This window comes from Arthrobacter sp. MW3 TE3886, from assembly GCF_041262145.1.
GTDB lineage: Bacteria > Actinomycetota > Actinomycetes > Actinomycetales > Micrococcaceae > Arthrobacter.
In genome coordinates this window covers 1,274,657-1,286,256 of the sequence record NZ_JBGCAN010000001.1, presented here as the reverse complement: position 1 = coordinate 1,286,256, position 11,600 = coordinate 1,274,657, and the positions used below count along the sequence as shown (strand labels likewise).

12 protein-coding genes are annotated in these 11,600 nt (G+C 63.1%); 3 read left to right on the top strand and 9 right to left on the bottom strand.

Annotation, left to right across the window (positions count from 1 at the left end):
• Positions 1-15: 15 nt before the first annotated feature.
• From ABH915_RS05880 to ABH915_RS05870, 3 genes are read right to left on the bottom strand one after another with little or no spacing between them, the layout of a single operon-like run.
• Positions 16-774, bottom strand: a complete 759-nt coding sequence (locus ABH915_RS05880; RefSeq protein WP_370118841.1) for an SDR family NAD(P)-dependent oxidoreductase — start codon at positions 772-774, stop codon at positions 16-18.
• Positions 775-780: 6 nt separating this feature from the next.
• Positions 781-1,719 (bottom strand): transketolase family protein, encoded by a 939-nt coding sequence (locus ABH915_RS05875; RefSeq protein ID WP_370118838.1) that lies wholly within the window; start codon positions 1,717-1,719, stop codon positions 781-783.
• Positions 1,716-2,603, bottom strand: coding sequence for a transketolase (locus ABH915_RS05870; RefSeq protein ID WP_370118836.1), 888 nt, complete (start codon positions 2,601-2,603; stop codon positions 1,716-1,718). Before ABH915_RS05870 ends, ABH915_RS05875 begins: the two co-directional genes overlap by 4 nt.
• 158 nt (positions 2,604-2,761) lie before the next feature.
• On the opposite strand from ABH915_RS05870, the gene ABH915_RS05865 reads away from it, so the two are divergent.
• The gene (locus ABH915_RS05865; RefSeq protein WP_370118833.1) at positions 2,762-3,784 is read left to right on the top strand and encodes an L-idonate 5-dehydrogenase; all 1,023 of its coding nucleotides are present in this window, start codon (positions 2,762-2,764) and stop codon (positions 3,782-3,784) included.
• A 19-nt stretch (positions 3,785-3,803) separates the two neighbouring features.
• Here ABH915_RS05865 and ABH915_RS05860 read toward each other — a convergent pair whose 3' ends face one another.
• The 4 genes from ABH915_RS05860 to ABH915_RS05845 form a co-directional block, all read right to left on the bottom strand.
• On the bottom strand, positions 3,804-4,541 hold the full coding sequence (locus ABH915_RS05860; RefSeq protein WP_370118830.1) for an IclR family transcriptional regulator: 738 nt from the start codon (positions 4,539-4,541) through the stop codon (positions 3,804-3,806).
• A complete protein-coding gene (locus tag ABH915_RS05855) occupies positions 4,542-5,228 on the bottom strand; it encodes an IclR family transcriptional regulator (protein WP_370118827.1) in 687 nt (228 codons plus the stop codon).
• A 271-nt stretch (positions 5,229-5,499) separates the two neighbouring features.
• Positions 5,500-6,831 carry an MFS transporter gene (locus tag ABH915_RS05850; RefSeq protein WP_370118824.1) on the bottom strand — a complete coding sequence of 444 codons (1,332 nt, stop codon included), beginning with the start codon at positions 6,829-6,831 and terminating at the stop codon, positions 5,500-5,502.
• Positions 6,832-6,867: 36 nt separating this feature from the next.
• Positions 6,868-7,671 (bottom strand): SDR family oxidoreductase, encoded by an 804-nt coding sequence (locus ABH915_RS05845; protein WP_370118821.1) that lies wholly within the window; start codon positions 7,669-7,671, stop codon positions 6,868-6,870.
• A gap of 175 nt (positions 7,672-7,846) precedes the next feature.
• Here ABH915_RS05845 and ABH915_RS05840 point away from each other — a divergent pair, with 175 nt between their 5' ends.
• Both ABH915_RS05840 and ABH915_RS05835 read left to right on the top strand, forming a co-directional pair.
• Positions 7,847-8,959 carry a mandelate racemase/muconate lactonizing enzyme family protein gene (locus ABH915_RS05840; protein WP_370118819.1) on the top strand — a complete coding sequence of 371 codons (1,113 nt, stop codon included), beginning with the start codon at positions 7,847-7,849 and terminating at the stop codon, positions 8,957-8,959.
• On the top strand, positions 8,956-9,261 hold the full coding sequence (locus ABH915_RS05835; RefSeq protein WP_370118817.1) for a putative quinol monooxygenase: 306 nt from the start codon (positions 8,956-8,958) through the stop codon (positions 9,259-9,261). The genes ABH915_RS05840 and ABH915_RS05835 overlap by 4 nt, the downstream gene beginning before the upstream one ends.
• A gap of 116 nt (positions 9,262-9,377) precedes the next feature.
• Here the strand turns inward: ABH915_RS05835 and ABH915_RS05830 are convergent, their stop codons facing one another.
• Positions 9,378-10,157 (bottom strand): carbon-nitrogen hydrolase family protein, encoded by a 780-nt coding sequence (locus ABH915_RS05830; protein ID WP_370118815.1) that lies wholly within the window; start codon positions 10,155-10,157, stop codon positions 9,378-9,380.
• An 82-nt stretch (positions 10,158-10,239) separates the two neighbouring features.
• Positions 10,240-11,592, bottom strand: coding sequence for an APC family permease (locus tag ABH915_RS05825; RefSeq protein WP_370118812.1), 1,353 nt, complete (start codon positions 11,590-11,592; stop codon positions 10,240-10,242).
• Between the last annotated feature and the right edge of the window lie 8 nt (positions 11,593-11,600).

Sequence of the window (11,600 nt, the reverse complement as noted above, 5' to 3'; positions counted from 1 at the left end):
CCAAGCAACCTGAAGTCAGTTGAACGACCCGTCGATGGTGATGCCGCCGTCGACCTTCAGCGTTACTCCGTGGACAAACCGCGCATCGTGGCCTAGGAGAAAGGCGATCGCGGAAGCGATATCGTCCGCTTGCGCGAGCCTCCCCAACGGTGTGCGCCGGAGCAACTCGGCTTCGTTCAGCGTGCCCGCGCGGAAACCGCTGCGGATCATCTCCGTGTCCACGTAGCCGGGCGCCACCGCGTTGACGCGGAGACCATGATGCCCCCACTCCACTGCGAGGGTGCGGGTCATGCCCAGGATTCCCGACTTGGCGACGGTGTAAGCCAAACGACCGGGCAGCCCTAAAGTCGACCCCACGGAAGCGATGTTCACGATTGACCCCTGTGCTGCTTTGAGCAGGGGAAACAGCTCCCGCGACATCAGCATGGCGCCGTTGAGATGAGTGTCGAGAACCGCCTGCCATTTGGGCAGGTCGGTATCCTCGGCCGGCTGCCGCGTGAGGATGCCGGCGCAGTTGACCAGCCCGTCTAGACCGTCGCCCTGCGCGTTCACCGCCTCGACGGCAGCCAGAACACTGTCCTGGGAAGAGACGTCAACGGCGATTGCCTGGTGGCCTCCGTCCGTTGGCCATGCGGCCTGAAGTTCCTCTGCAACAGCATGGGCTTTTTCCAGGTGCAGGTCGGCGAGCAGCACGCGCCAGCCCCGCCCGGCCATGGTGCGAGCAGTTGCCGCGCCGATGCCCTGAGCGGCACCGGTAATCAACACTGACTTCATCTGGTCCTACTTTCGCTTGGCATTGAGAACATCGGCCACGGCAGCCGCGACCTTGGCTGAGGACAGCCCGTACTTGTCCAGCAGGAAGTCGTTGGGGGCCGATTCGGACCAAGCATCTGCCAGTCCCAACCTGGTAACCGGCTTGCCCAGCGCCGAACTGGTGACCGCCTCGGCGACCAGTCCACCCAAGCCGCCAATGATGGTGTGCTCCTCAACCGTAAAGATCGTCCCGTTCCCGGACAGTGCAGTGAGGAGCCCTGCCTCATCGAGTGGCTTCAGGCACGGAACGTGGACCACGCGGCTCTCGATCCCCCGTGCCGAAAGGATCTCCGCCGCATCCATAACCCGCGAGGTCTGAACGCCCGTGGACACCAGCACGGCATCGTCCCCTTCCCGGAGAACGTGGACGGCGCCGGGAACGAATTCCGGCATGGAGTCAAAAACGGGGGTGACGGCATCCCGGGCCAGGCGGAGATAGACAGGCCCGTCGTATTCTGCGGCCCAACGCGTGGCCGCCTCTGCTTCAATATGGTCGGTTGGAGCAATGACAGTCATGTTCGGCATCGCCCGCATGATGGCCAAGTCTTCGATGTCCTGGTGTGTCTTGCCGCTGCTCCCGTTGAGAAGGCCTGAATAGGCGGCGGCGATCTTTACTGGTGCCCCCGTCTGCGAGACGAGCATCCGGACCGGGTCCAGCGCACGGTGGCTCAGGAAGACGCCAAAAGAGGAGAGCCAGGGTCGGTAGCCCATGGTGGTGAGCCCAAAGGCAACCCCGACCATGTTTTGTTCCGCTATCCCGATCTGGAAGAAGCGGTCGGGGTGGGCATCCGCGAACAGATCCGCCTTAGTTGAGGTGGCCAAGTCACCGTCTACGACGGCGACGCGGGGGTCGGTCTCGCCAAGGTTCACCAAGGTGCGGCCCCAGATTTCACGTTGAGCGATCATCGCAACGCTCCTTCGGTGTTCTGCTTCAGTTCGGTGGCGGCGAGTTCAAGCTGTTCCGCGCTGGCCACGCCGTTGTGCCACTTGTAGGTTCCTTCGGTAAAGGAAATCCCCTTGCCCTTGATGGTCCGGGCCAGAATGACCGTTGGCCGGCCACTGTTGTGCAGCGACTGGGCACGTTCCAAGGTGTCGACGATTGCCGGGAAGCTATGGCCGTCCACTTCCAGCACGTTCCAACCGAACCCGCCGAATACCGCGCCCAGATCGACACCCGACCATGGTTCCGAGCGGTCACCGCGATCATCAGGTGAAGCCGACGGCCAGCCATACTGCTGCAGTCCATTCACGTCCACGACGGCTGTCAGGTTGCCAAGACCGAAGCGCTGCGCGGAATAAACGGCCTCCCAGACCATGCCCTCCACCAACTCGCCATCGCCCAGCATGACCCACGTATGAAAGTCCTTGCCGAGCCGGTTGGCACCGAGGGCGATTCCCACACCGGCACTCAGCCCTTGCCCGAGCGAACCCGTGGAGGCATCCACACCTGGCGTCAGCTTCATGTCCGGGTGGCCCTGGAGTCGCGAATCACCGTGGTCGAAGGTCTCAAGCTCCTCGACTGGAAAGTAGCCGCGCAACGCAAGCACTGCATAGAGGCCGACGGCGCAGTGGCCTTTGGACAAGATAAAGCGGTCCCTGTCCGGATCATCCGGCTGGTCCGGGTTGATACGCAACTGCCGGAAGTACAGTGCCACGAGTAGATCCATTGCGGACAGGGGCCCGCCGATGTGGCCGGCTTTGGCCGCGGCCACGGTCCGAATAACGTGCCATCGGCCCTGTCTGGCCGTTTCCTCCAGGAGCTCAAGCTCCCGCTGTTCGAGTTTGCTCATGAGTAGGTTTCCTCTCTCCCCGCTTAATATTCTCATCCAACGGATTGTCTGTCCAGTAAATGATACAAAATGCTTCGCCGTGCAGACATTCGGTCCATCTGGCGATAAAGTCTTCCAAACTGCGGATTCGCCGTATTTGCCGAAAAGAAGGAGTTCATATGCGTGCCATCGTCACTGCGGGCGCCCGCAACCTACATGTCGTGGAGCAGCCCGAGCCTCAACCGGCCGCGGGCGAGGTGACCGTGCGGGTCGGGTTTGGCGGGATCTGCGGCAGCGACCTGCACTATCACGCACATGGTGCCAACGGCGCTGCCCTCGTCCGTGAGCTTCTCACCTTGGGCCATGAGATCGCAGGCGTTGTGGAATCTGCTGGTGCGGGGCTGGAGAGCGACGTGGTGGGACGCCTGGTGGTGGTCCATCCCGCCACGCCGTGCCCACCTGCGGGATGCACCGATGGCCGGGGACTCAACCGCCTGCGTTCAGGAACGTATCTGGGCAGCGCCGCCCACTTTCCCCACACCCAGGGCGCATTCGCCGATCGGATAGTGGTGCGCGCGGACCAGCTTCGCTTCGTGGATGATTCGGTACCAGCCCGCCGTGCCGCACTGGCAGAGCCGTTGGCCGTAGCCCTGCATGCCGTCAGCCAGGCCGGCGGCGACTTCCAGGGCCTGGATGTCCTGATCAGCGGCGCCGGCCCCATCGGCTGTTTGGCCGTCGCAGGTGCCCGACGGGCCGGGGCGCAGTCCATCACCGTGTCAGACCTACATCAGGCACCGCTGGATGTCGCCCGGTCTGTGGGGGCCGACGTCACCCTGCTGTTAGGTTCAGCTGAGGTGCCGACGGCCGCCTTCGACGTCGTCATCGAGGCCTCGGGGGCGCCGGCGGCGGTGAACGCTGCGATCAAAGCAGTTCGCGACGGCGGCACGGTAGTGCAGCTCGGCATCCTCCCGCCTGGTCCTCACCCTTTTGACTTGGGGCAGTTGATTACCCGAGAAGTAACCCTGCGCGGATCCCAGCGCTTCGACGTCGAGCTTGACGCCGCCGTCGAACTGCTGGCCCGCGCCCCCGAACTCGACGCGATAATCACGCATGTCTTTGCCCCGGATAAAGCTGTCGAGGCCTTTGAGATGGCAGCCGATTCCAGCCGCTCGTGCAAAGTCCTGCTCGACTTCGGCGCCTAGGAGAACCAGCGGCTGTCCGTTAGGACAGCCGCTGGGTCACCCGCGCCGAGGCTTCCTTCAGCAGAATTGCGAAGTCATCTCGTTGGTCCAGGATCTCAGCCCGGAGGCCTGCAATCGAGAGTGCCCAGGCAACATTGCCCGTACGGTCAAGGACCGGCACCCCAAGTGCTGCAATGCCTACCGTTACGTCTTCATCGGACACGCTATACCCGGCTGATCGAATGTTCTCTGCGTCCGCATTGAGTTCGGACGGCTCGGTCAAAGTCTTCTCCGTAATCCGTTCCAAAGGCCGCTGAGTCACCTCCCGGCGCAGCTCATCGTTAAATGCCAAAAAGACCCGTGAGGTCGCACCGGCGTGAGGGGGTAGAAGTCCACCGGGGCCGAGCAACAAAAGGCTGACCCTGCGGCCAGGCACCCAGTCCAGACAAACTGTCGAGGTGCCGCGCAGAGCACACAAATAGATGGTTTGGCCCGTGGCCTCATTGAGTTGCGCTAGCTCCGGCCGGGCAACCTCAATCTCCGGCAAAGCCCGCAGGGCTGCGTTGGCAAGGTGCAGAATCTCAAGGCCGAGAGAGGACTTTCCATCCTCCGCCGGACTAACCAGGCCCACGTGCGTCAAAGCATCGACGAGGCGGTAGACACTGGCACGCGGCATCTCCAGTCGCTCAGAAAGTTCGGGGATACCCAGTTGGCCCTGTTCGGCAAGAAGATTCAACAGCTGTGAACTGTTGGAAAGGATCTTGATCGGCTTGCCCATCTAAGCCACCTCGCTGTGTTCAAGGCCGTCCGGCAGGGGGCGGGGTGCCGGTAGATCGCCGTCGTAACCCATACTGCGGCTCACTACCTCCGACGCTGATCGAATGAGGGCCACCGGATCGTAAGTGCCCCCAAACATGCGATAAGACATGCCGCCAATGGACAGGGCCGCAACGACCCGGCCACGATGATCGAAGATCGGTGCACCGACGCCCCCAATGCCGTCGGCCCACTCACTGGTGGCTACAGCCACGCCATCCCTCGCAGTCTCCTCGAGCAGCACACGCAAGTCCTTCGCGGATGGTGCGATAGCGCTGGTCGGTGCCGGGAAATTTTCGAAGTAGCTGTCCACTACATCCTTGGTCTCGAAGGCCAGGAGTGCACGAGGGCCCACACCCTCCCCCAGTGGCATGGATTGACCTAAGGAGAGTGTGTGGATCTGGACGTCGAGACCTTCGACCCGTTCGATGCACACTGCTTCCAATCCGCGCCGAATGCAGAGGAAGGCAGTCTCCCCACTGAGCTGGCGCAGCCGCTCCAGTTGCGGAACGGCCTGCTTGCGGACGTCCAGCTGTGCCTCGAGACGGGCGCCAAGTCGGAGGAATGCGACTCCGAGCCGGACCTGTCGTGGCTTCGATGCGGGCTCCACCCATCCGATGGCTTCGAGCGATGAGAGCAGCCGGTACAAAAAGAACTGGCTGGCTCACCCGTCCGTTCAGCGAGTCCCTTGACGCTGATCGCCCCGGATTGCCCTATCGCGTTGAGGATCGCCATGCTCTTGCTGACGAGCTGCATGCCGCCAGTCTGCTCATCGTCTTGAGCCACGAGATTCCTCTCACCAGGCGGACAATATGACTTTTCCACGATACGCCACGCCCGAGGCCTTAACAATCGGTTGATTCATGGTTTGCAACTGTGCGGCCCGGCCCTATGGGCCGGGCCGCACGACGTCCGTGTCCCTAGATGGAGTCAGCCGAGGATGTCAGGTCTCGGCCCTTGGTCTCCGGGGCGAAGAAGGAAGTTACAAAACTGATGGCGGCGAGAACCGTGACGTAGACGGCAATCGGCCACCAGTGGTGGAATGCAGCCATCAAGCCAGCACAGATCATGGGAGCAATGCCGCCACCCAGGACGCCGCCAAGTTCCTTCACCGAGGTGACGCCAGCCAGCCGGTAGCGTGAGCCGAACAGCTCGGCATTCCAGGATGACTCAACTGCATACATGCCCAGGACTGCAATGCTGACGGCCACGATGAAGGCCAGGACGATCAGTACCGTGTTGCCGGATGTAACAAGCAGCAATCCCGGGACGGCGAAGGCCAGTTGAGTACCGGAGAGGATCCTAAAGACTGTGCGGCGACCGACTTTATCCGACAGGTGACCGATCAGGGGAATGGTCACGTAGGCCACTGCCGAGGCGATCATCAAGGCGAAGGTTCCGGTGGAAGCGCCCATCTGTGGCAGGGTCGCGATGTAACCGACGAGGAAAACCTGGTAAATGGAAGAGGTTCCCGCCTCGCCGATCCGCAGGCCCAGCCCGGCAAGGAATGCCTTTTTACCCGAGGTGAAGACGCCGCCGAAAATCTCCCGGACCGTGGCGTTCCGCTGGCGTTCGGCGACGGCGGTGAACGTCTCGCTCTCTTCGACATGACGCCGGGTCCACAAACCCCAGGCCGCAATCAAAACACTGACCAGGAACGGGATGCGCCACCCCCAGCTGAGCAGGTCTTGCTTGGGCAGCTGCGCCACGAGTACCCAGACCCCCGAGGCGAGCAAGGTGCCGGAGTTCGTCCCGATGCACAGGAAAGAGCCCAGAATGCCGCGGCGGTGAGCCGGCGCCGACTCCACCATCAGCGTCGAGGCACTCGCCAGTTCCGCACCGGCACCGAAGCCCTGAACAATGCGCAACAGAATCAGAAGGACCGGGGCCCAAACGCCTACCTGGGCATAGGTGGGAAGAAGGCCGATTGCAGCAGTGGAGAGACCCATCAGCACAACGGTGATAATCAGTACCTGCTTGCGGCCGACGCGGTCACCGACACCTGCGAGGATGAGGCCGCCCACTGGCCGCGCCACGAAACCTACAGCGTAGGTAGCGAAACTGGCCAGCATTGCGACGGCCGGATCGGCATTGGGGAAGAACAGAGTGTTGAATACCAGTGCAGCCGCCAGTCCGTAGAGCACGAAATCGTAGTACTCCAGCGCCGTGCCGAATGTGCCAGCGATGACACTGCGTATTGCACTTTTTTTGGTGGGCGCCAGCAGCTGGCCCGTGGTTTCAATCTGAGTCATGCTATCTCTCCTTTGAGACGACTATTGCGGATTCTGTCAGCCGACTTTGAGCTGTTCGGGAATCACGGGGGTGGCCTGTTGGGTGTTGCCGATCGACTGCAGGCGGGTCGCGGTCAGCGTGATCTCCGAGACGGTGGTGCGGCCCGGGATGGTAACCGCGGCCAAGGACGCTTCTGCAACGTCCTCGGGCTGGATGAACAGCTCGCGGAGTTCCTGGGGCGGCGGCACCGGACGCTTGTCCAGAATCGGCGTGTTCACCACCCCAGGGAGGATCGTGGTGATGCGCACGCCGGCCCCGTGTTCATCCCAGCCGGCACCTCGAGCCAGGCCAATCACGCCTGCTTTCGACGCCTGATAGGCAGCGCCGGAGTGGTCGGGCCACAAAGCGGCGACACTTGAGATGATGACGACGTCGCCCAAGGCGTCGCGAAGCTGCGGAAGGGCGCCGCGCAGGAAGTAGAAGACACCGCTGAGGTTGACTTTGAGCAGGTGGTCGAAGGACTCGAATGTCAGGTCTCCGAAGCGACGCGGGTTCACATTCTGGCCTGCGGCAAGAACGAGAGTGTCGATCGGGTCGGAGTCGGCCAGTTCATCAAGGAGAGCCTGCACGGCCACCCCGTCGGTGACATCAAGCGCGTGCGGTACCAAGCGGCCGACCGCCACGGCGACGGGGTCCAGCGCCTCGAGTGCTTCCAACCGGCGAGCAACGGCGTGCACCCGTGCACCAGCCTCAATGAACCGGTGGACAGTGGCAGCGCCGATGCCACTGCTGGCACCCGTAACCAACACCGTCCGTCCCGTCATATCGCCGAGGCGGCGCACATTGCTGTCGAGTTTCAAGGTAATCCTCTTTCTGGAGACAAAGTAGGGCCAGCACCGGGCAGCTCCCACTGGCATGCCGGAACAGTATCGCAGGATGGACACGTAATTCAATAGATGATAATTTTTGCTAAAGAATCTCAAGGGAAGGATGCTCATGACGGCCATCAAAAGGGTTGACACATGGAACTGCCGAGTGCCACTTGACGTTCCAGTCCGCTTCAAATGGGGCACCATCACCCATCGCGACTACGCGGTGGTCCGCATCCAGACCGGCGATGGACTAGAGGGCCACGGACTGGCGATCAGCCGAGGCGCCCCGATCGACGTCGCCGTGCGCGACATGATTGCGCCACTCATCATCGGCATGGAGGCTGAGGATGTTGGCGCCGTCCAGACGGAAATCCTGCGTAGGACGGCATCCGGAGACCGCCACGGCATCTTGGCGAACGCGCGGTCCCTGGTTGACATTGCCCTGTGGGATATCCGCGGACGGGCGATGGAGAGCCCCATCTGGCGGCTGCTCGGCGGAAACCGGCACGACGCAGGGGTTCTGCTGGTCGAGGGGTACGAACTGCCCAACGAGTCTGACGAAGAATTCGCGGGGCGGCTGGCAAAGCGGGCCGCAGAGGGATATCCCGTACTTAAACTCGAGGCTGCAGGCTACGACGACTATCGGGCACTTCGGCGCCGCCTAGAACTCATCCGTCAACTGGCCGGCCCCGAGGTCCAGCTCGTCGTGGACGTCAACGGCGCATGGACGTCAGTGCGGGAAGCGGCCGAAGCCATCAACACCTTCGCCACAGTCGATCTAGCGTGGGTCGAGGACCCATTCCCTCGCCATCAATTGCACGACATTGGCAAGCTACGAGGTCTCGTGCAGACGCCACTCGCGGCCGGCGATGACATCACCGATCCGCGGGCACTATGTCGCCTGATCCAGGAAGAAATGGTGGACGTGCTCCGAGTCGACGCCACCACATTGGGAGGCATAGGTCCCACAGCAGATGTCATCGGCTTCGCCCGCCAACACGGCGTCGCGGTATCAGGACATGCATACCCGTCGGTTCACCAGCACTTCACCTTTGCCTGGCCCGACATGCCATGGGTCGAAGCCTTCCCGGACGAGCTTCCTTTCGAGCCCTCCCACAAGCTCTTGACCCACTCGCCGTACAGCAGCATCGTGAACGGCCGGCTGTCCGCACCTGAGGCTCCGGGCCTGGGCACGGAACTACGCATGGATGCCGTGGAGCGATTCTCAACTCGCCACGGCGCCGCAGGCGGGGACATCATGCGGGTCCAGCCATGACCGTCACCACTGTGGCCCACTACCACTTCCCGGCGACGACTAGGGAAGCGGTGCTTGGACGGCTCTTGCCCATTGCTCAAGCCACTCTCACTGAGCCCGGCCTCGAGTACTTCCACATACTCGAAACGCCCAGCGACGAGGGTCACCTGATCCTAATCGAGGGATGGAGAGACCGGGACGCCCTTGCCACTCACCGGGAAAGGCCACACTTCATTGAGGGGCTCCTAGGGTCAGTAGTCCCGCTCCTTCAAGAGCGCACAGTCCATATTGGCGCCCCGGCGTTCGATGAGCAGTTTTCGTAAAGCCTAATCTTGGTTGTTCCTCAAGCGGGACGCGGCCGGCCTCGCCCGCGTCCCGCTGACTCTTCCTCGACGTTGAGGGGCTGGCGTTGCACGACGGAGCCAGCCCTTCATGGTTGCTACAACCGGCGCTGCCGGAACATCGGGAACGCCTCCCGCACCCGAGCCACCGTCTCAAGCGAGATTTCCACCGCCCGGACACCGGGCTGGAGGCCAAGGTCGGTTTCGATGACGCCCATGGGATTGACCAGAATGCTGCGGCCAACAGAGACCGGCGGCGCCTGGCACACCCCAGCCACGTACACGCTGTTCTCGATGGCGCGCGCCGCGTTCAGCGCCAGCCACTGCTCGGTCTTGTGGGTGCCCGGCACCCAGGACGAGCAGACCAGCAGGACCTGGGCGCCGGCGTCGGCCAGCGACCTGGCCAGCTCCGGGAACCGCAGGTCGTAACAGGTCATCAGGCCGAAGTGCACTCCCCCGGACTCGAACACCACCGGATCCGTCGACGGACCCGGCTTGATGAACGTCGATTCCCCGAAGCCCTGAGCGTCGAAGAGGTGGATCTTCCGGTAGCAGGCGAGCCGGGCGCCGTCGGGACCGAAAGCCACGAGGGTGTTGTACGCCTTGCCCGGCTCCTCCGCGGTTTCCACCACGCCCGCCACCAGCGCGATGCGGTGGCGGCGGGCGGTGCTGGCGAGCTCCTGGCAGATGGGACCATCCAGCAGCTCGGAAACCTCTGGAAACGTCGCGTCCACCTTCTTCTTCTCGTAGGTGGCGTATTCCGGGAAGGCGACCAGCGCGGCGCCATCACGCGCGGCCGCGGCGGCGAAGCGGTCGATTGCAGCCAAGTTCGCCTCGATGTCGGTGCCGGACTCCAGCTGCCCGAGCGCGATCCTCACGGTTGATCCTTCCCCTTCGGTCGGTCGGCCCAGCTCAGGCGGCATCTGGTCAGGCGGCCGGCCAGGCTCACGGCAACCCGGATCAGGCGGCCGATTCAACCGTCGCCTTTTCCGTGGCCGTCATTTCCGGCGGTGCAGCCTTGAAGCCGCGCGTGATCAGGGCCAAGACCACGATCCCCAGCACCAGCCAGGACACTCCCAGCGTAATGGCGTTGCTGTCCAGCTGGGAGAGCAGGTAGGCACAGATGATGGCTCCGATCATCGGAACCACCACGTAGGACACGGCGTTCAGCTGCTCCCCGGCCCGGCGCCGGCGCACGTAGTGGAAGACCACAGAGACGTTGACCAGCGTAAAGGCGGTGAAGGCACCGAAGTTGATGAACGACGTCGACGTGGCTACGTCCAGGAAGATTGCGATCAGTCCGACGATGCCGGTGATGACGAGGTTGACGATGGGGGTGTGGAACTTTGCGCTAAGCCGGCCGAACACCGCCTTGGGGAGAACGGAGTCCCTGCCCATGGCATACATCAAGCGGGAGGCGCTGGCCTGGGCTGCCAGGCCAGACGCGAACTGTGCCGCCACCAGACCGGCAAGGAAGACCGCACCGAACAGCTGGCCGCCGATCTGCAGCGCGATGGCGCTGGCCGCCGAGGCCGAGTCCTCGAACACTCCGCCGGGGTGCACCAGTTGCGTCACGTAGGACACGACCACGAAGATGCCGCCGCCGATCAGCGCGATGAGCATGATGGCGCGTGGCATGTTCTTCCGCGGGTTAATGGTCTCCTCGGTGAGGGTGGTGACGGCGTCGAACCCGAGGAACGAGTACGCCGCAATGGCGGCACCGGCCGAGATGGTGGCGAAGCTGGAGGTGTCATTGAAGAACGGCTGGGTGCTGACGAGGCCACCGGCGCCCTGGGTGGACACCACGCTACCGATGGACAGTGCCACGAAGAATACGATGACCAGCAGCTGGAAGGCCATCAGCACGTAGTTGGCCTTGTCCGCCACCTTGATGCCCAGGATGTTCAGCACCGTGGTGATGAGGATGAAGCCCACAATCCAGACCCCGATCGGGATTCCCGGGAACTGCGCGCTCAAGTACGAGCCGCCGATGAGCCAGATGACCATGGGCAGGAAGAGGTAGTCCAGCAGGATGGCCCAGCCCACCAGGAACCCCACTCGGGGATCGATGGACCGGCGGACGTAGGTGTAGGCGGATCCGGCCACCGGGTAGGCGACGGACATCCGGCCGTAGCTGTGTGCCGTGAACAGCATGGCGACCATGGCCACCAGGTAGGCGGCGGGCGACGCCCCGCCGGTGGTTTCGGCGATGATGCCGAAAATCCCCAGGACAATCAGCGGGGTCAGGTACGCCAATCCGAACAGGACCAGGGAGGGCAGCTTCAGCGTGCGGGTCAGGGTGGTTGTTGTCACGGTGTTTC